The sequence below is a fragment of the Amycolatopsis balhimycina FH 1894 genome (genome assembly GCF_000384295.1).
Classification (GTDB): domain Bacteria; phylum Actinomycetota; class Actinomycetes; order Mycobacteriales; family Pseudonocardiaceae; genus Amycolatopsis; species Amycolatopsis balhimycina.
Genome location: NZ_KB913037.1, coordinates 5,917,960 through 5,944,080, shown reverse-complemented (window position 1 = coordinate 5,944,080; position 26,121 = coordinate 5,917,960). Strand labels below are relative to the sequence as shown.

The 26,121-nt window shown below is 69.4% G+C and carries 38 protein-coding genes; 5 read left to right on the top strand and 33 right to left on the bottom strand.

Features of this window, described 5'->3' with window-relative positions; genetic code table 11:
- Positions 1–143 precede the first annotated feature (143 nt).
- Positions 144–1,508 carry a type VII secretion integral membrane protein EccD gene (gene eccD / locus A3CE_RS0127085; protein WP_020643233.1) on the top strand — a complete coding sequence of 455 codons (1,365 nt, stop codon included), beginning with the start codon at positions 144–146 and terminating at the stop codon, positions 1,506–1,508.
- 20 nt (positions 1,509–1,528) lie between these two features.
- On the top strand, positions 1,529–3,154 hold the full coding sequence (locus A3CE_RS0127080) for a S8 family serine peptidase (protein ID WP_026468895.1): 1,626 nt from the start codon (positions 1,529–1,531) through the stop codon (positions 3,152–3,154).
- 55 nt (positions 3,155–3,209) lie between these two features.
- Here the strand turns inward: A3CE_RS0127080 and A3CE_RS0127075 are convergent, their stop codons facing one another.
- The 3 genes from A3CE_RS0127075 to eccB form a co-directional block, all read right to left on the bottom strand.
- Positions 3,210–4,274, bottom strand: a complete 1,065-nt coding sequence (locus A3CE_RS0127075) for a WXG100 family type VII secretion target (protein ID WP_020643231.1) — start codon at positions 4,272–4,274, stop codon at positions 3,210–3,212.
- Positions 4,271–4,591, bottom strand: coding sequence for a hypothetical protein (locus A3CE_RS0127070; RefSeq protein ID WP_020643230.1), 321 nt, complete (start codon positions 4,589–4,591; stop codon positions 4,271–4,273). The genes A3CE_RS0127075 and A3CE_RS0127070 overlap by 4 nt, the downstream gene beginning before the upstream one ends.
- Before the next feature lie 64 nt (positions 4,592–4,655).
- A complete protein-coding gene (gene eccB, locus A3CE_RS0127065; RefSeq protein WP_084641804.1) occupies positions 4,656–6,290 on the bottom strand; it encodes a type VII secretion protein EccB in 1,635 nt (544 codons plus the stop codon).
- Between the two features lie 250 nt (positions 6,291–6,540).
- Here eccB and A3CE_RS53630 point away from each other — a divergent pair, with 250 nt between their 5' ends.
- Genes A3CE_RS53630 through A3CE_RS0127050 form a run of 3 tightly spaced genes read left to right on the top strand, consistent with a single transcriptional unit; the run spans position 6,541 to position 8,797 of the window.
- On the top strand, positions 6,541–6,882 hold the full coding sequence (locus A3CE_RS53630; RefSeq protein ID WP_020643228.1) for a hypothetical protein: 342 nt from the start codon (positions 6,541–6,543) through the stop codon (positions 6,880–6,882).
- On the top strand, positions 6,846–8,081 hold the full coding sequence (eccE, locus tag A3CE_RS0127055) for a type VII secretion protein EccE (protein ID WP_020643227.1): 1,236 nt from the start codon (positions 6,846–6,848) through the stop codon (positions 8,079–8,081). The genes A3CE_RS53630 and eccE overlap by 37 nt, the downstream gene beginning before the upstream one ends.
- Positions 8,078–8,797 (top strand): hypothetical protein, encoded by a 720-nt coding sequence (locus A3CE_RS0127050; RefSeq protein ID WP_020643226.1) that lies wholly within the window; start codon positions 8,078–8,080, stop codon positions 8,795–8,797. The genes eccE and A3CE_RS0127050 overlap by 4 nt, the downstream gene beginning before the upstream one ends.
- A gap of 76 nt (positions 8,798–8,873) precedes the next feature.
- On the opposite strand, the gene truA is transcribed toward A3CE_RS0127050, so the two are convergent.
- From truA to rplB, 30 genes are all read right to left on the bottom strand, one after another.
- Entirely contained in the window at positions 8,874–9,701 is an 828-nt protein-coding gene (gene truA, locus A3CE_RS0127045; RefSeq protein WP_084642132.1) for a tRNA pseudouridine(38-40) synthase TruA, read from the bottom strand.
- Between the two features lie 73 nt (positions 9,702–9,774).
- A complete protein-coding gene (gene rplQ / locus A3CE_RS0127040; RefSeq protein WP_020643224.1) occupies positions 9,775–10,323 on the bottom strand; it encodes a 50S ribosomal protein L17 in 549 nt (182 codons plus the stop codon).
- A gap of 44 nt (positions 10,324–10,367) precedes the next feature.
- A complete protein-coding gene (locus tag A3CE_RS0127035) occupies positions 10,368–11,438 on the bottom strand; it encodes a DNA-directed RNA polymerase subunit alpha (RefSeq protein WP_004558887.1) in 1,071 nt (356 codons plus the stop codon).
- Between the two features lie 108 nt (positions 11,439–11,546).
- Entirely contained in the window at positions 11,547–12,152 is a 606-nt protein-coding gene (gene rpsD, locus A3CE_RS0127030) for a 30S ribosomal protein S4 (protein WP_020643223.1), read from the bottom strand.
- Positions 12,153–12,175: 23 nt separating this feature from the next.
- A complete protein-coding gene (gene rpsK, locus A3CE_RS0127025) occupies positions 12,176–12,583 on the bottom strand; it encodes a 30S ribosomal protein S11 (RefSeq protein ID WP_020643222.1) in 408 nt (135 codons plus the stop codon).
- A gap of 18 nt (positions 12,584–12,601) precedes the next feature.
- On the bottom strand, positions 12,602–12,787 hold the full coding sequence (locus A3CE_RS0127020; RefSeq protein WP_020643221.1) for a hypothetical protein: 186 nt from the start codon (positions 12,785–12,787) through the stop codon (positions 12,602–12,604).
- Entirely contained in the window at positions 12,784–13,164 is a 381-nt protein-coding gene (rpsM, locus tag A3CE_RS0127015) for a 30S ribosomal protein S13 (protein WP_020643220.1), read from the bottom strand. Before rpsM ends, A3CE_RS0127020 begins: the two co-directional genes overlap by 4 nt.
- Before the next feature lie 205 nt (positions 13,165–13,369).
- On the bottom strand, positions 13,370–13,483 hold the full coding sequence (rpmJ, locus tag A3CE_RS0127010) for a 50S ribosomal protein L36 (protein ID WP_004558882.1): 114 nt from the start codon (positions 13,481–13,483) through the stop codon (positions 13,370–13,372).
- Between the two features lie 37 nt (positions 13,484–13,520).
- Complete coding sequence (gene infA, locus A3CE_RS0127005; protein ID WP_004558881.1) at positions 13,521–13,742, bottom strand: translation initiation factor IF-1; 222 nt, start codon at positions 13,740–13,742, stop codon at positions 13,521–13,523.
- Between the two features lie 337 nt (positions 13,743–14,079).
- Complete coding sequence (gene map, locus A3CE_RS0127000) at positions 14,080–14,856, bottom strand: type I methionyl aminopeptidase (RefSeq protein WP_020643219.1); 777 nt, start codon at positions 14,854–14,856, stop codon at positions 14,080–14,082.
- Between the two features lie 44 nt (positions 14,857–14,900).
- Positions 14,901–15,455 carry an adenylate kinase gene (locus A3CE_RS0126995; RefSeq protein WP_020643218.1) on the bottom strand — a complete coding sequence of 185 codons (555 nt, stop codon included), beginning with the start codon at positions 15,453–15,455 and terminating at the stop codon, positions 14,901–14,903.
- Positions 15,452–16,759 carry a preprotein translocase subunit SecY gene (gene secY, locus A3CE_RS0126990; RefSeq protein ID WP_020643217.1) on the bottom strand — a complete coding sequence of 436 codons (1,308 nt, stop codon included), beginning with the start codon at positions 16,757–16,759 and terminating at the stop codon, positions 15,452–15,454. The genes A3CE_RS0126995 and secY overlap by 4 nt, the downstream gene beginning before the upstream one ends.
- A gap of 357 nt (positions 16,760–17,116) precedes the next feature.
- The gene (locus A3CE_RS58745; protein ID WP_245589595.1) at positions 17,117–18,253 is read right to left on the bottom strand and encodes a hypothetical protein; all 1,137 of its coding nucleotides are present in this window, start codon (positions 18,251–18,253) and stop codon (positions 17,117–17,119) included.
- 107 nt (positions 18,254–18,360) lie between these two features.
- Entirely contained in the window at positions 18,361–18,807 is a 447-nt protein-coding gene (rplO, locus tag A3CE_RS0126980; RefSeq protein ID WP_020643216.1) for a 50S ribosomal protein L15, read from the bottom strand.
- On the bottom strand, positions 18,804–18,989 hold the full coding sequence (gene rpmD / locus A3CE_RS0126975) for a 50S ribosomal protein L30 (RefSeq protein WP_020643215.1): 186 nt from the start codon (positions 18,987–18,989) through the stop codon (positions 18,804–18,806). The genes rplO and rpmD overlap by 4 nt, the downstream gene beginning before the upstream one ends.
- A gap of 1 nt (position 18,990) precedes the next feature.
- Positions 18,991–19,638: a 30S ribosomal protein S5 gene (gene rpsE / locus A3CE_RS0126970; protein WP_020643214.1), complete on the bottom strand. Its 648-nt coding sequence runs from the start codon at positions 19,636–19,638 to the stop codon at positions 18,991–18,993.
- 37 nt (positions 19,639–19,675) lie between these two features.
- Complete coding sequence (gene rplR, locus A3CE_RS0126965) at positions 19,676–20,074, bottom strand: 50S ribosomal protein L18 (RefSeq protein ID WP_043792601.1); 399 nt, start codon at positions 20,072–20,074, stop codon at positions 19,676–19,678.
- A gap of 2 nt (positions 20,075–20,076) precedes the next feature.
- Positions 20,077–20,616 carry a 50S ribosomal protein L6 gene (gene rplF / locus A3CE_RS0126960; RefSeq protein ID WP_020643212.1) on the bottom strand — a complete coding sequence of 180 codons (540 nt, stop codon included), beginning with the start codon at positions 20,614–20,616 and terminating at the stop codon, positions 20,077–20,079.
- A gap of 16 nt (positions 20,617–20,632) precedes the next feature.
- Positions 20,633–21,031 carry a 30S ribosomal protein S8 gene (gene rpsH, locus A3CE_RS0126955; protein WP_020643211.1) on the bottom strand — a complete coding sequence of 133 codons (399 nt, stop codon included), beginning with the start codon at positions 21,029–21,031 and terminating at the stop codon, positions 20,633–20,635.
- 188 nt (positions 21,032–21,219) lie between these two features.
- A complete protein-coding gene (locus A3CE_RS0126950; RefSeq protein WP_020643210.1) occupies positions 21,220–21,405 on the bottom strand; it encodes a type Z 30S ribosomal protein S14 in 186 nt (61 codons plus the stop codon).
- 4 nt (positions 21,406–21,409) lie between these two features.
- A complete protein-coding gene (gene rplE, locus A3CE_RS0126945; RefSeq protein ID WP_020643209.1) occupies positions 21,410–21,973 on the bottom strand; it encodes a 50S ribosomal protein L5 in 564 nt (187 codons plus the stop codon).
- A complete protein-coding gene (gene rplX / locus A3CE_RS0126940; RefSeq protein ID WP_013222610.1) occupies positions 21,973–22,287 on the bottom strand; it encodes a 50S ribosomal protein L24 in 315 nt (104 codons plus the stop codon). Before rplX ends, rplE begins: the two co-directional genes overlap by 1 nt.
- Entirely contained in the window at positions 22,287–22,655 is a 369-nt protein-coding gene (rplN, locus tag A3CE_RS0126935; protein WP_004558867.1) for a 50S ribosomal protein L14, read from the bottom strand. The genes rplX and rplN overlap by 1 nt, the downstream gene beginning before the upstream one ends.
- Positions 22,656–22,749: 94 nt before the next feature.
- The gene (gene rpsQ / locus A3CE_RS0126930) at positions 22,750–23,028 is read right to left on the bottom strand and encodes a 30S ribosomal protein S17 (protein ID WP_020643208.1); all 279 of its coding nucleotides are present in this window, start codon (positions 23,026–23,028) and stop codon (positions 22,750–22,752) included.
- Positions 23,025–23,273, bottom strand: coding sequence for a 50S ribosomal protein L29 (gene rpmC / locus A3CE_RS0126925; RefSeq protein ID WP_020643207.1), 249 nt, complete (start codon positions 23,271–23,273; stop codon positions 23,025–23,027). Before rpmC ends, rpsQ begins: the two co-directional genes overlap by 4 nt.
- On the bottom strand, positions 23,273–23,692 hold the full coding sequence (gene rplP, locus A3CE_RS0126920; protein ID WP_004558864.1) for a 50S ribosomal protein L16: 420 nt from the start codon (positions 23,690–23,692) through the stop codon (positions 23,273–23,275). Before rplP ends, rpmC begins: the two co-directional genes overlap by 1 nt.
- Before the next feature lie 3 nt (positions 23,693–23,695).
- Complete coding sequence (rpsC, locus tag A3CE_RS0126915) at positions 23,696–24,535, bottom strand: 30S ribosomal protein S3 (protein ID WP_013222607.1); 840 nt, start codon at positions 24,533–24,535, stop codon at positions 23,696–23,698.
- Positions 24,535–24,954, bottom strand: coding sequence for a 50S ribosomal protein L22 (gene rplV / locus A3CE_RS0126910; RefSeq protein ID WP_020643206.1), 420 nt, complete (start codon positions 24,952–24,954; stop codon positions 24,535–24,537). The genes rpsC and rplV overlap by 1 nt, the downstream gene beginning before the upstream one ends.
- Before the next feature lie 31 nt (positions 24,955–24,985).
- Entirely contained in the window at positions 24,986–25,267 is a 282-nt protein-coding gene (gene rpsS / locus A3CE_RS0126905) for a 30S ribosomal protein S19 (protein ID WP_026468892.1), read from the bottom strand.
- Between the two features lie 17 nt (positions 25,268–25,284).
- Positions 25,285–26,121: a 50S ribosomal protein L2 gene (gene rplB, locus A3CE_RS0126900; protein ID WP_020643204.1), complete on the bottom strand. Its 837-nt coding sequence runs from the start codon at positions 26,119–26,121 to the stop codon at positions 25,285–25,287.

Genomic DNA, 26,121 nt, shown 5'->3' with positions numbered 1-26,121 from the left:
GTTCCGGCCCGTGAGCTGCCGATGCCGGTGATTTTCGGACGTTCGATGATGCCGGCCCGGGGCTTCGGTATAAGTTCCCCCGGGAGACGTCTCATCAGAGCGGGGGCAGTGCGGTGGCTACGGGCACGACAGTTTTCAGCAGGGTGACGGTCGTCGCGCCCTCCACCCGGATCGACGTGGCCCTGCCCGCCGACGTCGCGGTGGCCGACCTCCTGCCGATGCTCCTGGAGATGGCCAAGGAGTCGTCGCCGGACGGTGGCGCCCGCCACGGCGGCTGGGCGCTGGCGAAGCTCGGCGACGCCCCGCTCGACCCGAGCCGCACGCTGGCGTCGCTCGGCGTCGTCGACGGCGAGCTGCTGCAGCTGCGCAAGCGCAACGAAAACCCGCCGCCACCGCTGTACGACGACGTCGTCGACGCGATCGCGGAGTCGACCCCGGACAGCTTCCGCCCGTGGACCAAGGAGACGGCGAACCGCTTCGGGCACGTCGCGGGCGGGCTGGCGCTGGTCGCCGCCGCTATCGCGCTGTTCATGAGCGGTTCGTTCTACGGCGGCAGCGCGCTCGGCGCGGCCATCGTCGGCGGCATCGGCGCGATCGCGTGCGTCGCGGTCGGCGCGACGCTGGCCAAGGCGTACCAGGCGGAATCGACGGGAGTGCTGATCGCCGCGGCCGGTGGCCTGCCGCTGGCGTTCGTCAGCGGCTTCTCCATCGTGCCCGGGCTGTCCCTGCGGGCGAACCTGCTGCTCGGCGCGGTCCTGGTGATCATCGTCGCGTCGGTCTGCATCATGGTGATCGGTGCCGGCATCACGACGTTCATCGCGGCGGCGACCGCGGGCACCTTCGGCGGGCTGGCCTTCCTGTTCGGCACGCTCGTCGCGCACCCCGCGGCCGGGATCGCGGCCGGCACGGTCGCGGTCGCCCTCGCCTGCATCTCGATCCTGCCGCGCGCGACGATCTGGCTCGCGAAGCTGCCGCTGCCGCACGTGCCGAGCAACGCCGAAGAGCTGAAGGAAGACTCCGGCTTCCCCGACTACCGGGCGATCGAGCGCCGCACGGCGGTCGCCCACAACTACATGACCGGCCTGATGGTCGGCTGCGGGGCCACGGTCGCGATCTCCGCGGTCATCGCCGCCACCGCGCCGGGGGCGTTCGGGATCATCCTCGGCGTGGTCGCGACGCTCGTCCTGCTGCTGCGCGCCCGCGCGTACGCCAACGGCAGCCAGGCGATCGCCCTGCTCACCACGGGCCTGGTCTCGGCGACCGGGATCGCCGCCGGCTGGCTGGTCTCGGCGAGCGCGCAGAACCGCCTGCTCTACGTCTTCGGCGTGCTGGTCCTGCTCGCGGCGGGCGCGCTGGTCGTCGGTGTGATCTTCCCCAACCAGCGGTTCTCGCCGCCGCTGCGGCGCACCGTGGAGATCATCGAAGCGATCTGCATCGCCTCCGTGCTCCCGCTCGCCCTGGGTGTGATGGACCTCTACACCACCCTGCGGCACCTGAACTTCAAGTGACCGGATCGGGTGAATCTCGGATGGCAGTGGCACGGCGTTTCGGCACCACCCGGCGGACGGCGACGGCGCTGCTGGCCGGCACGATCGGCCTCCTGTCCCCGCTGGCCCTGACCGTCCCGGCGGGGGCGCAGGAAGCGCCCGCCGACGGTTACTTCGCGGCCCCGCCGCCGGTCGACATGGACAAGCTGATCCCGGACGAGCGCCGCCCGGACAAGAAGTACAAGCCGTCCAAGGCGTGCGTGCAGCGCAGCACCCTCGGCCAGAACATCGTGCTGAAGAACCGGCCGTGGGGCCAGGAGTACCTGCAGATCTCGAAGGCGCAGGAGATCGTCGAAGCGGCCACCGGCAGCGTCGGCGGCGGGGTCCGGGTGGCCGTGATCGACACCGGCGTCACGCGGCACCCGTGGTTTCAGAACCGGCTCGAGTCCGGCGGCGAGTACGTCGCGACGCCGTCGAAGGGCCAACCCGACGGGCTCGAGGACTGCGACGGCCACGGCACCGAGGTCGCCGGGATCATCGGGGCGAAGCCGGACAACCCGGAGGTCGGGTTCATCGGCGTCGCGCCGGATGTGACGATCCGGTCCTACCGGCAGCTGAGCGAGAACTACGAGCCCGACACCTCGACCGCCACCCCGCCGGCGAGCAGCACGACGGGCGGCGCGCCGTCGTCGAGCACCACCCCGCCGACCGGGTCGAACACGGCGCCCCCACCCAGCGGTGGCGGTAACGGCAGCGAAGGTGACGGGACGTCGCCCGGGCAGACCAACGGCGGCCGCCAGCTGGAGAAGGCCGGCACGGCGGGCACGTTGAAAACGCTCGCCGAGATCATCCGCGGCATCGCCGACCGCAACGAGGCCGACGTCATCAACATGTCGGTCGACAACTGCCGGCCAGCCAACGGCTCGATCACCACCGGCGAACAGCAAGTCCAGGCGGCGGTCCACTACGCGGCGTCGAAGAACATCGTGATCGTCGCGGCCGCGGGGAACGCCACCGACACCTGCCCCCAGAACGACCAGCCGGACGCGCGCAAGCCCAAGACGATCGTGACGCCGCCCTGGTTCGCGGACGACGTGCTCTCCGTCGGTGCGATCGAGGGCGAGACCGGCAGTGTCGCCCCGTTCAGCGTGCACGGTCCGTGGGTCGGCGTCGCGGCGCCGGGCACGAAGATCATCTCCCTGGATCCCGCCGAAGGCTCCGACAGCCTCGCGAACCTGACGTTCGAAAACGGCGACAAGGCCAGCGAAATCCAGGGCACGAGCTTCGCGGCCCCGTACGTCGCGGGTCTGGCGGCGCTGGTCAAGGCGAAGTACAAGCAGCTCGACGCGAAGGGCATCATCAACCGCATCAAGGAGACGGCCCAGCACCCGGCCGCTCCGGGCGGCCGCGACAACTTCGTCGGCTATGGGGTCATCGACCCGGTGGCGGCGCTGACGCAGGTCCTGCCGTCGGAGGTGGGCAACCAGGCCCCGATGCCGGCTCCGCAGCTGGCCCAGCTCCCCCCGGCGAACGACCACAACTCGGCGCCGGTGATCGTGGCACTGGCCGGCACGGCGGGCGGCGTGGTGGCCCTGCTGATCACGTTGTTCGTGATGCACACGATCCGTCGTAACCGCCCGGCCGGGAACACCTCACCCCGCCGCTGACCTGCCAAGTCCGTGAATGGCACATCGAGGGACTTGAAGTCCCTCAATGTGCCATTCACGGCTTTCGGTTGTCAGCTGGGGGTTTCTGCTGCTTCGGCGGGGTTTCGTCCTCGCCGATCACCGGGGGTGCGACCAGGCCGGGCTCGCCCAGCAGCTCCGACGGCGTCGTGACCGGGCGCGTCTTCGACGGGCGCCGTCCTTGGCCGCCGCCCGTGCCGAAGGCGCCGAAGCCCATCATCGGCATCATCGGGACGCCGCCAGACGTGGCCTGGTGGTCCGGGGCGGCTGGCGGCTGCGGGGCGGGGGTGTCGGCGGGCTGCCCGTTCTCGACGGTGCCGGCGCCCGTGTGACGGCCCTCCGCCGGGTCGCCCGCCGCCGAGGGCGTCATGACTTCGTCGGCCGAAGCCCCGTCCGTGGCCTGCTCGCCCGCTTCGTTCAGGGCATCGTCGTGCAGCTTGAACCGCTCCTGCGGGTACCGGTGCCTGATCTCGATGGTCCGGGAAGCCGCGTCGGGGTCGTCGACGCCGCCGCACAGCCGGTCGAACGCCTCCATGACGTCGCGCGCGGTTTCGTACAGCGCCTTCGCCGAGTCCTGCGTCTCCTGCAGCTGCGCCCGGGCCCGCTTGGTGCCGCCGCTCGGGAGCAGCATCGTCTCCGACGTCAGCTCGGCCGCGTCCACCAGCACCTCGACGAGGTCGACGACCACGTGGCGGAGCGTCGTCACCATCTCGTCCAGCGCGCCGGCGAGGGTGTCGAGCGCTTCACGGAGGTCGCCGCCCGCGGCACCGACCTCGCGGATGTACGCGATGAAGGAGTCCGCGTCGCGGCCTTCCCAGCCCGCGTCGAGCCGGCCGAGCTCGCCGTCCAGGCGCGCCGAGACCTCGGCCGCCACCGACGCGGCCTGACGCAAACGGTCCGCTTCGGCGCCGAGATCGGCCCAGCGGCCGACCAGCGGGCGGAAGTACGTCTCGACGGGGTCGATCACGCCCAGCTGCCGCGAGAGGTCCGTGAGGTAGGCCAGGTACGGCTCGGCCGCCGCCGTGATGTCCTCGCCCGCCGGCACGGGTACCGGGGTGGCCAGCGGGTGCGGGATGGACTCGGTCGAGCTTTCGGCGATCATCCCTCAAGCCTCCCGGCCCGCTCGATCAGTTCCGCGGCTTCCGCGTCCTGCCCGCCGTGCCGGACCGTCACCTGCCGCAGGGCCGCCGCGGCCGAGCGCAACGCCTCCGCGCCGTCGGTCAGCTGACGCTGCAACGCGCCGGCCGCGCGGCCGTACGACTCACCGAGCCCGAGACGGGCCCCCAGCGCGCCGTACGACTCCGCGGTTACGCCCTCGCCCCCGACGTCGGCCGCCGCCGCGTCCAGGTCGTCAGCGGCCGCTTCGGCCGTCTTGGCGTACTCGCCCACGACGACGCCGTCCATCCTCAAGCCGGCCACGGCAACCTCCGCTCACCCGGAACCCTCAGAGCGTGTGACGCCCGCGGCGGACCGGCGGTTCCGGTCAGTTCCCCGGCTGACGGCCCGGCGTCGGGTACGTGCCGGCGTTCGGGTCGATCGGCACCGAGTCGAACTGCCGCAGGACGTCCTGCGTGTTCAGCGACGATCCGGTCGGCAGCAGCCCGATGATCGACTCCGGCGCGGGCTGCCGGTTGTTCATGCCGATCGCGTCCGCGGTCTGCGCGTCCGGGACGCTGTAGCGGATGCCCCGGTCGGAGATCAGCTGGATCTGGCCCTTGCCGAAGCTGGCCTTGCCGGTGGCGGACTGGACCACCGCGGCGAAGCCGGGCTTGAGGTAGAAGCCGTTGATCGGCACCCGGTTCGGGCCGGGCGTGGTCATCGCCATCGGGGCGAACTTGTCCCCGGCGTTCTTCTGCCCGGGCAGCTGCGTGTCGACGTACACCGAGGTGTGGGCGTCCTGGTCGGGCCCGGAGCCGGTCAGCGACCAGCCCAGGCACGCGACCGACGAGTTCTTCGTGGCGTCGAGGACCGTGGGGACCGAGCGCGGGAAGTCGTCGACCTGGATGTAGTCGGGGTCGGTGGGCTGCAGGGTGTGCGCGCCGGCGAGCCGGTCGAGGCCGAGCGTCTGGATGCTGCCGGAGCTGCCGTTCTTCGCGACGCGGATGATGTCGGCGACGGCGTTGGACACCGGCTGGATGCCGGACCGGGTGATCGCGTAGAAGTTCGGCGCCGCGCCGGCCGGCTGCGTGGCGAAGACGTCGCCCGCGGTCAGGCCGTCGAAGTTGCCGGGGGCCGAGCCACTCGCGATCTTCGGCGGGGACAGTTTCGCGACCTCCGGGATCGCGTTCAGCAGCCCCTGGGTGATCTTCCGCGTCGCCGGGGGCAGCCGCAGGGCGGTCCGGACGGCGTCGTTGGGGTTGTCGACGTCGATCTCGGCCCGCACGGTGTTCGCGTTCGGCCGGTTGCGCGAGCTCGGCAGGCGGTAGATCAGGTAAGTCTTGTCGTTGTCGGCCTTCGCCAGCAACGCGTCGTTCTCGCCCAGCTCGCTGCCGAGGCTGCTCGGCGCGACACCGCCGAAAACGTAGGTGTTGGTCTTGCCGGTGTCCGGGTTGGGCAGGGAAGGATCGAGCTGAACCTGGTCGCAGACCGCCCAATTGGGGGAAATCCGCTGGGAATCCGACGGGATCAGCTGCGGACCGTCCGGAATTCCAGTCAGTTTGTCGCGCGGAATGGACTGCAGCTGGGTGTCGGAAACGACCGTGGGATTCTTCACACTCTGCGCGCTCGCCGCGGCGGGCGCGGCCGGTGCCGCGGGCGCACCGGTGCCGCCGCTCTTCTGCTTCTGCTGGGCCAGCAGCAGAAGCCGCGCCGACGCGAGGTTGAACGTCGGGATCAGCTTCTTCGGGTTCCCCGTCACGACGTAGACCGTGCCCGACTGCTCGCCGATCACGATGTTCCCGGCGTCGGGTACCGACGGCGCCGGGCTGAGCAGGCCCCAGACGACGAAGACGATCATGCCGAGCCCGCCCAGCACGACCCCGACGATGGTGGCCCGCGTGTGGGTGCGCATCGGGTCGTGCAACATCACGGCGTCCCGCCGGACCAGCGCCGACTGCATCCGCCGTAGGACGAACTGATACGCCTGGACCTGAGACTTAGTCGTGGGTGTTGATGGCATTCTCGACCTACAGCTCTCCCCGTCGCGGTACGGTTCCGCAGGATAGCCGTACGGGGACCGTCTGGTGTGGGGTTTCTACCAACTCAAGCTAGTGTCGGACACCCCGGGACCCGGCTTCCGGGTACGCAGCAAGCACGAGGGGAAGAGAAAGCGCGGATGTCCGTCACCAACCCTCCACGTCCGCCTGGCCCGCCCGGGCCCCCGCCGCCCGGCCGCCAGCCTGGCCCGCCGCCGCGGCCGATGAGACCCGGTGTCCCGGGTGGACCCGGTGGCGTTCCCGGCGGACCTGGCGGACCCGGACCCGGTGGCGGCCCCGGCGGTCCCGGACGGCCCGCTGTTCCCCCGCGTGGCCCCGGCGGACCCGGTGGGCCTGGTGGCCCCGCTGGGCGTCCTGGTGGTCCCGGCGGCCCGGGTGGTCCTGGCGGTCCCGGAGGTCCTGGCGGCCCGGGTGGCCCCGGCGGACCCGGTGGCGGTGGGCCTGGTGGCCCCGGCGGCCCGAGCGGCCCCCAGGGACCTGACGACAGCGGCGCGCCCACTCCCCCGCCCGCGGTGCGGATGGCCCCGCCGGCACGGCGCCGCTCGTCCGGCGTGAACCTCGGCCCGCTCCCCGTCGCGAACCTCGTCGTGCTCGAAGTCGGCCTCGCGGTCGGCCTCGTCCTCCTCGCGATCGACATGTCGCTGAAGTACGTCGGGATCGGCATCCTCGGCTTCGCCCTCATCGTCGCGCTGCTGCGCTGGCGCGGCCGCTGGTTCACCCAGTGGGTCGGGCTGACGCTGCGCTACTCCTTCCGCTCCCACGACCGGGTCGCGAACCCCCTGCCGCCGAGCACCGTCGAGGAGCTGGCCGCCGAGGAGACCACGGTCACCGGCGCGGACGACGCCCGCGTGAACCTGCTCCGCATCGCCGTGCCGGACCTCGTGGTGGCGCACGGCGTCGACCACGAGGTCCAGCAGGTCGGCCTCGCGTGGAACGACGGCACCTGGACGGCGGTGCTGCTCGTCGAGCCGGCACCGGCGTTGATCACCCAGGCCGACGGCGCGCCGAGCCTGCCGCTGTCGGCGCTCGCGCCGTGCCTCGAAGACCGCGGCGTCGTCCTCGACTCGATCCAGACGATCTGGCACTGCTACCCGGGCAGCGCGGCGCTGCCGTCGGATTCGCCGGCGCTGAGCTCCTACATGGAGGTGCTCGGGCCGCTGCCCGCGGCGGCGCGGCGGACGACGTGGGTCGCCATCCGGCTGGACCCGAAGCGCTGCCCGGCGGCGATCCGCGAGCGCGGCGGCGGCGTCGTCGGCGCCCACCGCGCGCTGATCGGCGCGCTTTCGCGGGTGCGCAACGCGCTGGAGTCCCAGGGCGTGCCGACGCGGCCGCTGGACCCGGACGAGCTGCTGCGCGCGAGCATCTCCGCCGCGGAGCTGACGTCGGTCGCCGGCTCGCCGAACAAGGTGACGCTGCAGGAGCGCTGGTCCGGCGTGACCGCGGCCGGCATCGGGCACGCGAGCTACGCGATCACCGGCTGGCCGAAGGGCAAGATCACCGGCAGCCTGAACGCGCTGACGAGCGTCCGGGCGCTGTCGGCGACGCTCGCGATGTCGATCTCCCCGGCGTCCGACGAAGGCAAGATCGGGCTGCGCGGCGTGGTCCGGCTGAGCGCGCGGAACCCGCGTGAGCTCGACGCCGCGGACCAGCGGCTGCGGGGCCTGGCCGAGCGGCTGGACGTGACCCTGACGCCGTTGCGCGGGCTGCAGGTCTCCGCGTTCGCCGCGACGCTGCCGATCGGAGGTACGGCATGACTTCCCGCGTCCGTGACGCCGGGCAGAACACCGGTGTGTCGCCGGAGTTCACGGTGGACCCCGCGATGCTCGACGCGGTGAGCCCGTCGGGCGACCGCGGCGGCATCGTGCTCGGCTCGGGGCTGAAGGGCGAGCCGCTGACGATCTCGGCGCTGCGCTCGACGCCGACCCGCATCGTGCTGGTGGGCGGGCTGTACCTGGCGCGCCAGGTCGCCATGCGCGCGATGGCGGTCGGCGCGTGGGTCGTGGTCGCGACCGGGCGCCCGACCGAGTGGCAGGTGCTCTCCCGGGCGGCGGGCAGCCGCGACGGGCGGCCGTCGCCGCTGGTGCAGATCCGCCGGTTGTCGCCGGTCGAGCTGCCGCGGCCGTCGGAGGACGCGCCGCTGCTGGTGGTCACCGACGGCGGCCCGACGCCGCAGGACCTGTTCCCGCCGAGGTCGCCCTGGCAGACGACGATCTACGTGCTCCCGTACCTGCACCCGCAGGCGGGCGCGACGGCCAACGCGGCGGACCTGGTGCTGATGCAGCGCCTCCCGGCCGGCCAGGCCGAGCTGGCGGCCCGCATCTGGCGGCTCCCGCCCCAGATGATGCGCCAGCTGACGACGTTGAACGACGACCAGGTGGTGGCCCTGGGCCGCAACCTGTGGCGTCCCCTCCGCCTGGTGACCACGGGCAAGGAGCAGCAGCTCCTGGGCCCGGTCCGCCGCGGCGACTGACGCCCCACCCGTAAAGCCGTGAATGGCACATTGAGGGACTTAGAGTCCCTCAATGTGCCATTCACGGCTTTGGCGGTCACGGCGAGGTGCGGATGTTGCGGGTTTGCTCGGCGCGGACGGCCAGTTCGGCGTCCGGGGGATAGTCGACAGCCAGGAGCGTGAGGCCGTGGGCGGGCGCCACCGCGCTGTCGCGGATGCCGCTCTCCAGCACCTTCGCGGGCCAGGCGCCGCCGCGGCGGCCGTCGCCCACCAGGAGCAGCACCCCCACCAGGCTGCGGACCATCGAGTGGCAGAACGCGTCCGCCGAGACCCGGACCTCCAGCAGGTGCTCGGCCACCCGCTCCCACTCCAGGCGCTGCAGCTCGCGGATCGTCGTGCCCGTGTCGCGCTGCTTGCAGTACGCCGCGAAGTCGTGCAACCCCAGCAGCTCCGCGGCGGCGGCGTTCATCGCGTCCGTCGACAGTGGACGGCCCCAGGCCAGGGTGTCGTGGCGGCGCAACGGGTCCACGCCCCAAGGCGCGTCCGAGACCCGGTAGCGGTAGCGACGTCGGATCGCCGAGAACCGCGCGTCGAACCCGTCGGGAGCGACCCGGGCGCCCAGCACCCGGACATCACCCGGCAGCAGGCGGTTCCAGCGGCCCGCCATGCGGGTCAGGTCCGGGATGCCTTCCGGAGAGACCGGGACACGACCCGAAGGCTCGGAAAGGGGCACCACATCGACGTGCACCACCTGGCCGGTCGCGTGCACCCCGGCGTCCGTACGGCCCGCCACGACGACGGACTTCGGCACCTCGGCTCCCGGCGGCTGCCGCCACAACGCCTCCTCCAGGACGCCCTGGACGGTCCGGCGGCCCGGCTGGCGGGCCCAGCCCGAGAAGTCCGTGCCGTCGTAGGAGACGTCCAGGCGCAGACGAACGAGCCCGCCCTCCCCAGGGGGAGTGGCGGGCTCGTCCGGTGTCGAAGCGGCCGTCAGGACGTCAGTCCTTCTTGGCGTCCGCGTCGTCCGAAGCCGGGGCTTCGGTCTCGGCGGCGGTGTCCTCGGCCTTGGCCTCCTCGGCGGCCGGAGCAGACTCCTCGGTGGAGGTGGTCTCCTCGGCAACCGGAGCGGCGGCCTTCTCGTCCTTGGCGAACTTCGTCTTCCGAGCGCGCTCGGCTTCCGAAGTCACGGTCTTCTCGGACACCAGCTCGATGACGGCCATGGCGGCGTTGTCGCCCTTGCGCGCCATCGTCTTGGTGATCCGGGTGTAGCCGCCCGGACGCTCCGCGAAGTGCGGACCGATCTCGGCGAACAGCTTGTGCACGACGTCCTTGTCACGGACGACCTTCTGCACCTGACGGCGGTTGTGCAGGTCGCCCCGCTTCGCCTTCGTGATCAGCTTCTCGGCCAGCGGGCGGACCCGGCGGGCCTTCGCCTCGGTGGTCGTGATCTTGCCGTGCTCGAACAGCTGCGTGGCCAAGTTGGCCAGGATCAGCCGCTCGTGCGCGGACGACCCGCCGAGCCGGGCTCCCTTGGTAGGGGTGGGCATTGGTTCTCCTACTAGTTCAGCTCGCAGCGTCCAGGCACAGAGCCCTAGAGCTGCTCGGTCTCTGCGTAGTCCTGGCCATCGTCGTGGCCGTCCGAAATCCCGTCGGCGATGCCACCGACACCCTCCGACCAGCCTTCGCCGTCGTAGCTGGCGGCCGCCGCGGTCGGGTCGAACCCGGGCGGGCTGTCCTTCAGCGCGAGGCCGAGGCCGACGAGCTTGAGCTTGACCTCGTCGATCGACTTGGCGCCGAAGTTGCGGATGTCGAGCAGGTCCGCCTCGCTGCGCGAGACGAGCTCGCCCACCGTGTGGATACCCTCGCGCTTGAGGCAGTTGTACGACCGGACGGTGAGGTCCAGGTCCTCGATCGGCATCGCGTAGGCGGCGATGGTGTCCGCTTCCTGCGGCGACGGGCCGATCTCGATGCCCTCGGCGTCGACGTTCAGCTCGCGGGCGAGACCGAACAGCTCCACCAGCGTCTTGCCGGCCGACGCGACCGCGTCGCGCGGCGTGATCGACGGCTTGGTTTCGACGTCCAGGATCAGCTTGTCGAAGTCGGTGCGCTGCTCGACACGGGTGGCCTCGACCTTGTAGGTCACCTTGAGCACCGGCGAGTAGATCGAGTCGACCGGGATCCGGCCGATCTCCGCGCCCGCCTGCTTGTTCTGCAGGGCCGGAACGTAACCGCGGCCGCGCTCGACGACGAGCTCGATCTCGAGCTTGCCCTTGCCGTTCAGCGACGCGATGTGCAGGTCCGGGTTGTGCACGGTGACACCCGCCGGCGGCACGATGTCGGCCGCCGTGACCTCACCGGGACCCTGCTTGCGCAGGTACATGGTGACCGGCTCGTCCTCTTCCGAGGACACCACGAGCTCCTTGAGGTTCAGGATGATGTCGGTGACGTCTTCCTTCACCCCGGGAACGGTGGTGAACTCGTGCAGCACGCCGTCGATGCGGATGCTCGTCACGGCCGCGCCCGGGATGGACGACAGCAGCGTACGACGCAGCGAGTTGCCGAGCGTGTAGCCGAAGCCGGGCTCCAGCGGTTCGATGGTGAACCGGGAGCGGGTCTCGTTGACCGTCTCTTCGCCGAGAGCCGGCCGCTGGGAAATCAGCATTCTTCCTAATTCCTTTCCAGACGACGCCCGCCATATGACGTCGAAGGGATGGCGCGGCAGCGGCGCACCTGTTGCGCCGCCGCCCGTACTCCAGCCGGGGCCGGACTACTACTTCGAGTAAAGCTCGACGATCAGCTGTTCCTGAACCGGAACGTCGATCTGCGCACGCTCCGGCAGCTGGTGGACCAGCACGCGGAGGTTGGACTGGACGACCTGCAGCCACGCCGGGATCGGGCGGTCGCCGAAGGACTCCTTGGCCACGACGAAGGGCAGCATCGCGAACGACTTCGGCCGCACGTCGATGATGTCCCACTTGGTGACCTGGTACGACGGGACGTTGACCTTCTTGCCGTTGACCACGAAGTGGCCGTGGCTCACCAGCTGACGCGCCTGACGGCGCGTGCGGGCGATGCCGGCGCGGTAGATCACGTTGTCCAGGCGGGACTCGAGGATCTGCAGCAGGTTCTCACCGGTCTTGCCAGGACGCCGGACGGCTTCCTTGTAGTACCGGACGAACTGACGCTCGAGAACGCCGTAGGTGTAGCGAGCCTTCTGCTTCTCCTGCGACTGCAGGAGGTACTCGGACTCCTTGATGCGCCCGCGGCCGTGCTGGCCCGGCGGGTAGGGGCGACGCTCGAAAGCCTGGTCGCCGCCGATGAGGTCAACCTTGAGGCGACGCGAAATACGCGTCGCGGGGCCGGTGTAACGAGCCATTTCTTCTTACTCCTCCCCGTTCCTCAGACCCGGCGCCGCTTGGGCGGGCGGCAGCCGTTGTGAGGCTGCGGGGTCACGTCCTGGATGGTGCCGACCTCGAGGCCGGCGGCCTGCAGCGAGCGGATCGCCGTCTCGCGGCCCGAACCCGGGCCCTTCACGAAGACGTCGACCTTCTTCATGCCGTGCTCGGCGGCCTTGCGGGCAGCGCTCTCGGCGGCCATCTGCGCGGCGAACGGGGTGGACTTACGCGAGCCCTTGAAGCCCACGTGCCCACTCGACGCCCACGCGATCACGGCACCGGTCGGGTCCGTGATCGAGACGATGGTGTTGTTGAAGGTGCTCTTGATGTGCGCGTGACCGTGCGCGACATTCTTCTTTTCCTTGCGGCGGACCTTCTTGGCCCCCGCCGCAGTACGAGACTTCGGTGGCATGTTGTGAGGGATCTCCTGTTAGCGCGCGTTCTCTTGGTGAGCGGCGACCGCTTCGGCCTGGCCGCGCCGGATGATCGAGCCGGCGTCGGTGTACAGGTTGCGGAGCGCCATCGGGCGGGCGTAGAGCGCCTTGGGCGAGACACAAGCCGAGCCGCGACGCTGGGCGCCGCCCATCTGCACGACCTTCTTGCCTTGGACGCTCACTTCTTGCCAGCCTTCTTCTTGCCGGCGACCGTCTTCTTCGGACCCTTGCGGGTACGGGCGTTGGTCTTCGTGCGCTGACCACGGACGGGCAGTCCGCGACGCCACCGAATGCCTTCGTAACACCCGATCTCGATCTTCCGACGGATGTCGGCGTTCACCTCGCGGCGAAGGTCACCCTCGACCTTGAAGTTCTCTTCGATGTAGACACGCAGCTTCGCGAGGTCGTCATCTCCGAGATCCTTCACGCGGGTGTCCGCGTTGAGCTCGGCAGCCTTGATCAGCTGCTTCGAGCGGGTACGGCCGATGCCGTAGATGTAGGTAAGCGCGATCTCCAACCGCTTTTCGCGGGGGAGGTCTACGCCAGCGAGTCGTGCCATTGGCGTTGATGCTCCTTCATAGAATTCGTCTTCAGGTCTGCTCCCCGTCCGGTTCCGGGACCGACTCGCCTGTCGTGCCCTCGGCTTGCGCTTCGGGTGTCCCGGCCCCGGCCTGAAGCCCGGGGGTGAACCGGCCCACTCGCGTGGACCGGCAGGTGCGGGGAGGTTGTGTAGCCGTCAATCCGCTCTGGTCGAGTGCGGGTGATCAGCCCTGCCGCTGCTTGTGCCGCAGGTTCTCGCAGATCACCATGATCCGGCCGTGACGGCGGATCACCTTGCACTTGTCGCAGATCTTCTTGACGCTCGGCTGGACCTTCACGTCTTCTGCTCTCCTGCTGTTGAGCTGCTCTTCGTGATCACTTGTAGCGGTAGACGATGCGACCACGAGAGAGGTCGTAGGGCGACAGCTCCACGACAACCCTGTCCTCCGGCAGGATGCGGATGTAGTGCTGCCGCATCTTGCCGCTGATGTGTGCCAGGACCTTGTGACCGTTCTCCAACTCGACGCGGAACATCGCGTTGGGGAGCGGCTCGACTACGCGGCCTTCGACCTCGATGGCCCCGTCTTTCTTCGCCATGTCCTCCGCATTTCCTTTGTCGACACTGCCTGTCGCATGTCACTACACTCTGTGACCAACCGGAGCACTAGTGCCGGGGTTGGGCGGTACGTCGGCACACCGGTGCCCGAGTCCCAAGACCGTGAATTCACGAACGCGCAGGATCCGGGCGCGATAAGTGCGCCGACTTGACAGTGTACGCAACACGTGTCGCGACCCCCAAACCGGGGGTGACCATGCTAGGGGCACGTGCAGGTGGACGTGATCGCGATCACCGCTTGTGGGTGAACGTGCAGGTCAGTGACATCCGGGGCTTCGCCCCGGGCCAGGGGCTCTGCCACCCGGACCCCCGAAAGACTCAAGCGTCTTCGGCGGCCGTGAGCACCCAGGGACCGTCTTCGGTGATCGCCACCGTGTGTTCCCAGTGGGCCGCGCGGGAGCCGTCGGCCGTGACGACCGTCCAGCCGTCGTCCAGCTCGAGGGTCTCCCCGCCGCCGCCGGTCAGCATCGGCTCGATCGCCAGCGCCATGCCCGGCTTCAGCCGCGGCCCCTTGCCCGGCTTGCCGACGTTGGGCAGGAACGGGTCCATGTGCATCTGGCGGCCGATGCCGTGGCCGCCGTACTCGACGATCATCCCGTACTCGATGCCGTCGTCACGGCCCGCGCGCTCGGCGGCGGACTGGACGGCGTAGGAGATGTCCGTGAGCCGGCCGCCGGCGGTGACCGCCTCGATCCCGGCCCACATCGCCGCCTCGGTCGCCGCGGACAGCGCCAGGTCGGCGTCGGAGACCTTGCCGATGGCCAGCGTCACGGCGGAGTCGCCGTGCCAGCCGTCGAGGATCGCCCCGCAGTCGACGGAGATGATGTCGCCGTCGGCGAGCACCTGGCTCGTCGCCGGGATGCCGTGGACGATCTGCTCGTTCACCGACGCGCAGATCGACGCCGGGAAGCCGTGGTAGCCCTTGAACGACGGCACCGCGCCGGCGTCCCGGATCGTCTGCTCGGCCAGCTCGTCGAGCTCGGCGGTGCTGACGCCCGGCTTCGCCGCGGCACGGACCGCCGCGAGCGTGCGGGCGACGACCAGGCCCGCGGCCCGCATCGCCTGCAACTCGTCAGGGGTCTTGACTTCGATCATGCGCCCACGGCGGAGCACTTGCAGAACACGCAATCCTCCGAGATTCACGTGCGGTCGCGCAGCGCTTTCAGCACGCGGCCGGAGATCTCCTCGACACTGCCGACGCCGTCGACCGTCACCAGGATGCCGGCGTAGTACTCGAGCAGCGGCGCGGTGTCCGACACGTAGATCTGCTGACGGCGGCGGATGACCTCTTCGGTGTCGTCCGCGCGGCCGCGCGACATGAGCCGCCCGACGACGACGTCCTCCGGCACCTGCAGCTGGATCACGGCGTCGAGCGAGACGTCCGCGTCGCCCAGGATCTCACCGAGGACCTCGGCCTGCTTGGTGTTGCGGGGGAAGCCGTCGAGCAGGAAGCCGACCTTGGCGTCCGGCTCCGCGAGCCGCTCCCGGACCATCTCGTTGGTGACCGAGTCGGGCACGAGCTCGCCCGAGTCCAGGTAGCGCTTCGCCTCCTGGCCGAGCGGGGTCTCCTGGCCGACGTGCGCGCGGAACAGGTCACCCGTGGAGATGTGCGGAATGCGCAGCTGCTCGGACAGAGCCACCGCCTGGGTGCCCTTGCCCGCGCCTGGCGGGCCGACGAGAACCAGGCGCGTCACTTCAGGAACCCTTCGTAGTTGCGCTGCATCAGCTGGCTTTCGATCTGCTTCACGGTGTCGAGGCCGACACCGACCATGATCAGCACAGCCGTGCCACCGAACGGGAAGTTCTGGTTGTTCCCGCTGCCGGTCACCGACAGGAAGAAGTTCGGAAGGATCGCGATGATGCCCAGGTACAGCGAACCCGGCAGGGTGATCCGGCCGAGCACGAAGCTCAGGTACTCGGCGGTCGGCCGGCCGGGGCGGATGCCCGGGATGAAGCCACCGAACTTCTTCATCTCGTCCGCACGCTCGTCCACGTTGAACGTGATCGTGATGTAGAAGTACGTGAAGAAGATGATCAGGCCGAAGTACAGCGCGACGTGCACCCAGCTGGACTGGTTCACGATGTAGTTCTTGATGAACACCTGCCAGCCGGAATTGCTGTTCTGGTCGCCGACGAGGCGGCTGATCAGGTCCGGCAGGTACAGCAGGGACGACGCGAAGATGACCGGGATGACGCCGGCCTGGTTCACCTTGATCGGCAGGTAGGTCGACGTGCCGCCGTACATCCGGCGGCCGATCATGCGCTTGGCGTACTGCACCGGGATCCGGCGCTGGCCCTGCTCGACGAAGATGACGCTGGCGATGATCACCAGGCCGAAGATGCTGATCATGATCAGCGCGATGCCACCGCCGTTGGACAGGATGTTGCCACCCTCGACCGGGATGCGTGCGGCGATGTTCAGGAAGATCAGGACGGACATGCCGTTGCCGACGCCGCGCTCGGTGATCAGCTCACCCAGCCACATCATGACGGCGGTGCCCGCGGTCATGGTGATGACGATGATGGCCAGCGAGTAGACGCTGTTGTCCGGGATGATCGGCGACTGGCAGTCGGGGAAGAGCTGCTTGCGGTCCGCGAGCGCGACCACGCCGGTGGCCTGCAGGATCGCCAGCGCGATCGTCAGGTACCGGGTGTACTGGGTCAGCTTGCCCTGGCCGGACTGCCCTTCCTTCTTCAGCTCCTCGAACCGCGGGATGACCACAGTGAGCAGCTGGATGATGATGCTCGCCGTGATGTACGGCATGATGCCGGTCGAGAAGAGCGACAACTGCAGCAGCGCACCACCGCTGAACAGGTTCAGCAGCTGGTAGACGCCCTCCTGCTGCGCCTGGGAACTGCAGGCCTGTACGGCACCGTACGAGATGCCGGGCGCCGGAATGGTCGCACCGATTCGGTAAACCGCGACGATGGCTAGCGTGAACAGGATCTTCTTGCGTAGATCCGGCGTCGCGAGAGCCGAGCGGAAGGCGCTGAGCACGCGGGGGACCTCCTCGGCGTCGTCGGCTGTCCTAACCGACGATCGGCTTGGCCGGTACGGGGACCGGCAGGAACACACAGCACTACTGGCACGCAAGCCAGGAACGCTTCGGGGCACACTCGTCCCGAAGCGTGTCGCCGACTCTAACAGCTTCACAGGGCGTGTCCGCAGTCCGTGTGGGTTTTCCGTACCAAGGTTGCTCCGGCGGGTTGATCCACATCGCCGTCTTGGCCCATTCCCTTGACAGATGTGGATCAAAGGCTCGACGTCGCGAGCATCGCGGCCGGCCGGCGAGGACCACGTCGGCGCCCCGGCCACCGCTGCGCCGGGACGCCCCTGACCTGCGTCGATGACCGGTCAGGGATGTTCGTCGTCCGGCGGGAGCACGGTGATGGCGACGCCGGAGGGTGGCGTCGGGGTGTCGGCGAAGGCGACGGCGGGATCGGCCCAGCCGGCTGTCCCGTCGGCATTCCCGTCGGCTTTCCGGAGGGACAGGTGGGCCATGACGGCCGCGGCCACCGCCACCAGGGTGGCCACGGTCAGCAGCCACAGGCCCGAGGCGATGCTGATGTCCAGCTCGACTGCCTCTCTCATGGCCGACCACCCGAAACCGCTCATGGCGACCGTGGCGACGGCGCCGGCCGTGAAGGCCGCCCCGGCGACGGTCAGCGTGCGGGCGAGAGCGCGCTCGGGTCGCGTCGCGGCGACGAACGCCACGACGGTCAGCAGGACGACGGCGACGAGGAGCGGGATGCCCATCGGCGAGCCCGCCGCGTCGGTCGCCTCCTGGCCGGGGAACTGGTAGCTGGTGCCCCACGCCGTCTGGACGACGGTCACGTCGACGCCCGCGAGCAGCCCGCCCGCCCCGGCGTGCTGCCGGATCAGAAAGAGCGGGAGGAACGAGCCGATGGCGGCCATCAGAGCGGTCAGGGCGACGAGGGCAGCCGGAAGGAAGCGCAAGGCCGGGACGGCTTGATGCGGCGCTCGCACGGCGGGCTGAGACGGCCAGACGGCCTGCTGGGGCACCCCGGCGGCGGGCTGGGGCGGCCAAGCGGCCTGCGACGGCGGTCCGGCCGGCCGCGGGGACTGCTGGGGGGACTGCTGGGGCGGCTCGGCGGCCGCCACCGGGATCTGCGCGACCGGGAACGGCAGCGGCGTCGACGGCGGTTCCGCGGGCTGAGGCGGGTGCGCTGGCCGGGGAGCCTCGACCGGGAAGCTCGACGACGCCCCCTCCGGACCGGCGTCCGCCGGCCGGAAGGCCTCCACCGGCGCAGGCGCCGCGATGTCCGGAGACGGCGAAGCCTCCACCGGGAAGCTCGACGACGACTCCGCAGGATCACCGTTCCCCAGGCGCGAAGCCTCCGCCCGAAAAGACTCCACCGGCGCGGGCGTCCCGGCGTCCGGAGACAGCGAAGCCTCCACCGGGAAGCTCAGCGGCGAGTCCGCGGTCGGCGAGTCTGTCTGGTCGGGCGGCTGCTGCGCGGGTCTGTCCACCCTGTGATCCTCCGTCCGGATTCCCGTCGCAGCAAGGAGCCCGTCCGGCCGAGAACGCCGAAAGGCCCGCCTGGCTGGGCCAGGCGGGCCTTTCGAACCGGAATTGCTCAGTTGGTGGTGGCGGAGCCACCGGCCGCTTCGAGCTTCTCCTTGGCCGAGCCGGAGAACGCGTCGGCGGTGACGTTCAGCTTGACGCCGTTCACGTCGCCGTTGCCGAGGACCTTCACCAGCTTGCCCTTGCGGACCAGGCCGCTCTGCGCGAGTTCCTCGGCGCCGATCTGGCCGCCGTCCGGGAAGACGCGGGCGATGTCGCCCACGTTCACCGGCTGGTACTCGGTGCGGAAGCGGTTCTTGAAGCCGCGCAGCTTCGGGAGCCGCATCTGGATGGGCATCTGCCCACCCTCGAACCGGGCCGGCACGTTCTTCCGGGCCTTGGTGCCCTTCGTACCGCGACCGGCCGTCTTGCCCTTCGAGCCCTCACCACGGCCGACGCGCATCTTCTCGCGCTTCGCGCCCGGAGCCGGGCGAAGGTGGTGGATCTTGATGGCCGTCATGCCTGGACCTCCTCGACCTCCACCAGGTGGCGGACGGTGTGGATCAGACCGCGGACCTGGGGGGTGTCTTCACGCACGACGCTCTGGCGGATCTTGCGCAGCCCGAGGGTGCGCAACGACTCGCGGTGAGCGTGCTTCGTGCCGATCTTGCTCTTGACCTGGGTGACCTTGAGCTGAGTCATGTCAGGACCCCTGACCCGCGCGCTGGCGCAGCATCCGGGCCGGAGCGACGTCCTCGAGCGGGAGACCGCGGCGAGCCGCGACCTCTTCGGGACGCTGCAGACCCTTCAGGGCCGCCACGGTCGCGTGCACGATGTTGATCGCGTTGTCGGAGCCGAGCGACTTCGACAGCACGTCGTGGACACCCGCGCACTCCAGCACGGCACGCACCGGGCCACCGGCGATGACGCCGGTACCGGCGGAAGCCGGGCGGAGCAGGACGACACCCGCGGCTTCCTCACCCGTGATCGGGTGGGGAATGGTGCCGCCGACGCGCGGGACGCGGAAGAAGTTCTTCTTCGCTTCCTCGACGCCCTTGGCGATCGCCGCGGGAACTTCCTTGGCCTTGCCGTAGCCGACGCCGACCTGACCGTCGCCGTCGCCGACGACCACCAGGGCGGTGAAGCTGAAGCGACGACCACCCTTGACGACCTTGGCGACGCGGTTGATCGTCACGACCTTCTCGAGGTGCGGGGTCTTGTCCTGGCCGGCCCCGCCACGGCCGCTGTCGCGCCGGTCCCGGCCGCCACCGCGACGTTCATTGCGGTCGTTGCCGCCCTGCCCGCCGGGTCCGCCCTGGCCGCCGCCGAATTGCCGTGTACGTCCCGGCATCAGGCTTCCCTCTCCTGCTTCTGCAACTGTGTCTTCATCAGAACTCCAACCCCGCCTCACGGGCGGCGTCGGCGAGCGCGGCGATGCGGCCGTGGTAGGCGTTGCCCCCACGGTCGAACACCACAGCCGAGATCCCGGCGTTCTTGGCCCGAGCCGCGACGAGTTCCCCGACCTTGGCGGCCTTGGCCTTCTTGTCGCCGTCGAGCGCCCGGACGTCCGCCTCGAGGGTGGACGCCGACACCAGCGTACGGCCGACGAGGTCGTCGATCACCTGCACGGCGATGTGCCGCGAGGACCGCTTGACGACCAAGCGCGGACGCTGGTCGGTGCCCGAGACCTTCTTGCGGAGCCGGAAGTGCCGACGGGCCTTCGCGACGCGGCGGCGGGTCGAGATGTCCTTGCCCACCGGCTTGCGCTTCGTAGTCGTGTCGCTCATGATCACTTACCCGTCTTTCCGACCTTGCGGCGGATCTTCTCACCCTCGTAGCGCAGACCCTTGCCCTTGTACGGGTCCGGGCGCCGCAGCTTGCGGATGACGGCCGAGATCTGGCCGACCTTCTGCTTGTCGATGCCCGAGACCGAGAACCGCGTCGGGGTCTCCACCTTGAAGGTGATGCCCTCGGGGGCCTCGATCTTGACCGGGTGCGAGTAACCGAGGGCGAACTCGAGGTCCGAACCCTTGGCCTGCACGCGGTAACCCACGCCGTGGATTTCCATCTTCTTCTCGTAGCCGGCGGTGACGCCGACGACGAGGTTGTTCACCAGCGTGCGGGTGAGCCCGTGCAACGCCTTGCTGGTGCGCTCGTCGTCCGGGCGCTTGACCAGCAGCGTGCCGCTCTCGTCGCGCTCGACGGTGATCGGCTCGGCGACGGTGTGCTCCAGGGTGCCCTTGGGCCCCTTGACCTTGATCTGCTGACCGTCGATGGTCACCTCGACCCCGGAGGGGACGGCGACCGGCAGCTTTCCGATGCGTGACATGTCTGTGCCCCCTTCCTTACCAGACGTAGGCGAGGACTTCGCCGCCCACGCTGTTGCGCTTGGCCTGACGGTCGGTCTGGAGGCCGGAGGACGTCGAGATGATCGCGACGCCGAGGCCACCGAGAACGGACGGCAGTTCGGTCGATTTTGCGTAGACCCGCAGACCGGGCTTGGAGACGCGCCGCAGGCCGGCGATGCTCCGCTCACGGTTGGGGCCGTACTTGAGCTCGACGACGAGGTTCTTGTGCTTCTCGCCCGGCTCGTCGTGGTAGCCCGCGATGTAGCCCTCGCGCTTGAGGATCTCGGCGATGTTCGCCTTGAGCTTCGAGTGCGGGAGCTTGACCTCGTCGTGGTACGCCGAGTTCGCGTTACGCAGACGCGTCAAGAAGTCTGCGATGGGGTCGGTCATCGTCATGGTGACCTGTCAACCTTTCTCGCCTGGTTCCCCGCCCGCCGGAGCGGGCGGGGCCTGTGGCGAAGTGGGAGTTCTGCATCTAATGTTTGCCAATCCGACCGGCAGTCACGGCGGAAGCTGCCGGTGAGCCCGGAAGCTGCCGGAAACGTTCCGCCTTCTTTCGCGGCCGGATTGGCAACTGGAAGCTCTTACCAGCTGGACTTGCGGACGCCGGGCAGCTCGCCCGCGTGCGCCATCTCGCGAAGGCAGATCCGGCAGAGCCCGAACTTGCGGAACACGGCGTGCGGGCGGCCGCACCGCTGACAGCGGGTGTAGCCGCGCACGGCGAACTTCGGCTTCTTCGAGGCCTTGTGGACCAGGGCTTTCTTGGCCATGGGCTCAGTTCTCCTTGAACGGGAAGCCGAGCTTGCGCAGCAGCGCCCGGCCCTCGTCGTCGTTCGTGGCGGTGGTGACGACGGTGACGTCCATGCCGCGCGGGCGGTCGATGGAGTCGGGGTCGATCTCGTGGAACATCGACTGCTCGTTGAGACCGAACGTGTAGTTGCCGTGGCCGTCGAACTGCTTCGGCGAAAGCCCGCGGAAGTCGCGGATACGCGGCAGCGCGATGGTCAGCAGCCGGTCGAGGAATTCCCACATCCGGTCGCCGCGCAGCGTGACGCGCGCGCCGATCGGCTGGCCTTCACGCAGCTTGAACTGCGCGATGGACTTGCGGGCCTTCCGGACCTCCGGCTTCTGGCCGGTGATCAGGGCGAGGTCCTTGACCGCGCCCTCGATCAGCTTGCTGTCGCGGGCGGCGTCGCCGACGCCCATGTTCACGACGACCTTCGTCACGCCCGGGATCTGGTGGACGTTGCCGAAGGAGAACTCAGCCTGCAGCTGGCCCTTGATTTCCTCGCGGTACCGCACCTTGAGGCGCGGCGAGGTCTTCTCTGCGGTGGTCATCAGATGTCCTTACCGTTCCGGCGCGAGATCCGGACCTTCTTGCCGTCCTCGCCGATGCGGTAACCCACCCGGGCCGGCTTGCCGTCCGAGTCGACGACCATCACGTTCGAGACGTGGATGGGCGCCTCCTGCGTGACGATGCCGCCGGACTGCGCACCGCGCTGGGTCTGGCTGATCCGCGTGTGCTTCTTGATCCGGTTCACGCCTTCGACCAGCACGCGCTCGCGCTCCGGGTAAGCCTGGATGACCTTGCCCTTGGCGCCCTTGTCCTTGCCGGCGATGACGACGACCGTGTCGCCCTTCTTCACCTTCATCACAGCACCTCCGGCGCGAGCGAAATGATCTTCATGAACTTTCGGTCGCGCAGCTCACGGCCCACCGGGCCGAAGATGCGGGTGCCGCGGGGCTCGTTGTCGTTCTTGATGAGCACGGCGGCGTTCTCGTCGAACCGGATGTAGGAACCGTCCGGACGACGGCGCTCCTTGACCGTGCGGACGATGACGGCCTTGACGACGTCGCCCTTCTTCACCCCGGCAGCCGGGATGGCGTCCTTCACGGTGGCGACGATGATGTCGCCGATGCCGGCGTAGCGCCGCCCGGAGCCACCGAGAACGCGGATGCAGAGGATTTCCTTCGCACCCGTGTTGTCGGCTACCCGAAGCCGCGACTCCTGCTGGATCACGTCAACTCCTGTATGTCGCGCCGGTTCTCGCCCGCTTGTGAGGTTTCACAGTGGCGAGCCTTGCGGAACTAAAGACTCTCGATGAGAGCCCTGCTTACTTGGCCTTCTCCACGATCTGCACCAGGCGCCACCGCTTCGTCGCCGACAGCGGGCGGGTCTCCATCAGGGTGACCCGGTCGCCCACGCCCGCCTCGTTGTTCTCGTCGTGCACCTTCACCTTGGTGGTGGAGCGGACGACCTTCGAGTAGCGGGGGTGCTTCTTGCGGTCCTCGAGCTCGACCACGATCGTCTTGTTCATCTTGTCCGAGACGACGTAGCCCTCGCGGACCTTACGGTCGTTCCGGGTCGGCGTCTCGGTGGTGGGCTCGCTCATGCGGCACCTTCACTCTCGGCGTCGGGGGCAACGGACAGGCCGAGTTCGCGCTCGCGCATGACCGTGTAGATCCGCGCGATGTCCGTGCGGACGGTGCGCAGACGGCGGTTGTTGTCGAGCTGACCGGTCGCCATCTGGAAGCGGAGGTTGAAGAGCTCCTCCTTGTATTCCTTCAGACGCAGGACGAGCTCTTCCGCGGTGAGCTCACGCAGCTCCGATGCCTGTGCGGCACTTGCGTTAGCCATCAGAACTCACCACCTTCACGGGTCACGATGCGGCACTTCATGGGCAGCTTGTGGATCGCGCGGCGCAGCGCCTCGCGAGCCGTCTCCTCGTTCGGGAACGAGATCTCGAACATCACGCGGCCCGGCTTCACGTTCGCGATCCACCACTCGGGCGAACCCTTACCGGAACCCATCCGGGTTTCGGCCGGCTTCTTGGTCAGCGGGCGGTCCGGGTAGATGGTCGTCCACACCTTGCCACCACGCTTGATGTGACGGGTCATAGCGATACGAGCGGACTCGATCTGCCGGTTCGTCACGTAGCTGTGCTCAAGCGCCTGGATGCCGTACTCGCCGAAGCTGACCTTCGTGCCACCCTTGGCGGCGCCGTGGCGCTTCGGGGAGTGCTGCTTCCGGTGCTTGACCCTGCGCGGGATGAGCACGTCTCAGCCCTCCGTCTTTTCTGCGGTCTCGGTGGCCGGAGCCGCCGGGGCCTCGGTCGTGGCCGCAGCGGCGGCGCGACCGGCTTCGGTCGAGGTGGCGGTCGTGCCCGAGGCGCCGGAACGACGCGGACGGGACGGCCGGTCGCTGCGGTCGCGGTCGCGACCACCGCGCGGCGCGCGCTCGGCGGCGTCGCGGGCTTCGCGAGCCTTCAGGCCACCGACGAGCTCACCCTTGTAGATCCACACCTTGACGCCGATGCGACCGAACGTCGTCTTGGCCTCGAAGAAGCCGTAGTCGATGTCGGCGCGCAGCGTGTGCAGCGGGACGCGGCCATCGCGGTAGTGCTCGGAGCGGGACATCTCGGCACCGCCGAGACGACCGCCGCACTGCACGCGGATGCCCTTGACCTGCGGCGAGCGCATGGAGGTCTGGATCGCCTTCCGCATCGCGCGGCGGAACGCCACGCGGTTGGAGAGCTGCTCCGCGACCGCCTGGGCGACCAGCTGGGCGTCGGCCTCGGGGTTCTTGACCTCGAGGATGTTCAGCTGGACCTGCTTCTTGGTCAGCTTCTCCAGCGCACCGCGGATCCGGTCGGCCTCCGCGCCGCGGCGGCCGATGACGATGCCCGGCCGGGCGGTGTGGATGTCCACGCGGACGCGGTCACGGGTGCGCTCGATCTCGACCTTGGAGATGCCGGCCCGCTCCATGCCCGTGGCGAGGAGCTTGCGGATCTTGACGTCCTCGGCCACGTACTCGGCGTACTGCTTGTCGGCGTACCAGCGCGACTTCCAGTCCGTGGTGATACCCAGGCGGAAACCGTGCGGGTTGATTTTCTGGCCCACTACCGGCCACCTGCCTTCTTCTTGCTCTGAGCCTTCTGCGCGACGGCCGGACGCGACTCCACCTCGACGGTGACGTGGCTGGTCCGCTTGCGGATCCGGTACGCGCGGCCCTGGGCCCGCGGACGGATGCGCTTGAGGGTGGGGCCCTCGTCGGCGTACGCGTTCTTGACCCAGAGGGTGTCCGGGTCCAGCTGAAGGTTGTTCTCGGCGTTGGCCACGGCACTGGCGAGCACCTTCGCGACCGTCTCGCTGGCCGCCTGCGGGGCGAACCGGAGCACGGCCAAGGCGTCGGCGGCGCTACGTCCCTTGATGAGCTCGATCACCCGGCGCACCTTGGTCGGCGAGTCCCGGACGAAGCGAGCCCGCGCGTACGCCGTAGGCAGTTCAGCCTCGGTCGTCGCGTCGTTCTGGGCGTTCATCGCTACTTCCCTTGTCATCTCTCGTGCCCGCTCAGCGGCGGCGCGACTTGCGGTCGTCCTTGATGTGGCCCTTGAAGGTCCGCGTCGGGGCGAACTCGCCCAGCTTGTGACCCACCATCGCCTCGGTGACGAACACCGGGACGTGCTTGCGGCCGTCGTGCACCGCGATCGTGTGACCCAGGAAGTCCGGGATGATCGTGGAGCGCCGCGACCAAGTCTTGATCACGGTCTTCTTGCCCGACTCGTTGAGAACGTCCACCTTCTTGAGCAGGTGGTCGTCCACGAAGGGGCCCTTTTTGAGGCTACGTGGCATTGTCTTCTACCTCCTGCTCAGCGCTTGTTCTTGCCGGTACGGCGACGGCGGACGATCATCGCGTCGGATGCCTTGCGGCGACGCGTACGACCTTCGGGCTTACCGTTCGGGTTGACGGGGTGACGACCACCGGACGTCTTGCCCTCGCCACCACCGTGCGGGTGGTCGACCGGGTTCATGACGACACCACGGACCGTCGGGCGCTTGCCGCGCCAGCGGTTGCGGCCGGCCTTGCCCCAGTTGATGTTGGCGTGCTCGGAGTTGCCGACCTCGCCGACCGTGGCGCGGTTGCGCACGTCCACGTTGCGGATCTCACCCGAGGGGAGACGCAGCTGGGCGTACGGACCGTCCTTGGCGACGAGCTGCACCTTCGCGCCCGCGGACCGCGCCATCTTCGCGCCGCCACCGGGGCGGAGCTCGATCGCGTGGATCACGGTACCGACCGGGATGTTGCGGAGCGGCAGGTTGTTGCCCGGCTTGATGTCGGCCCGGGGGCCGTTCTCGACGGTGTCGCCCTGCTTCAGCTTCTCCGGCGCGATGATGTAGCGCTTCTCGCCGTCGGCGTAGTGCAGCAGCGCGATGCGAGCGGACCGGTTGGGGTCGTACTCGATGTGCGCGACCTTGGCGGGGATGCCGTCCTTGTCGTTGCGACGGAAGTCGATGAGGCGGTAAGCGCGCTTGTGGCCGCCACCCTTGTGCCGGGTGGTGATCTTGCCGGACGAGTTACGCCCACCGGTGCCGCTCAGCGGACGCAGCAGCGACTTCTCGGGAGTCGAGCGGGTGATCTCGGCGAAGTCCGAGACGCTCGAACCGCGACGACCCGGGGTCGTCGGCTTGTACTTGCGGATGCCCAT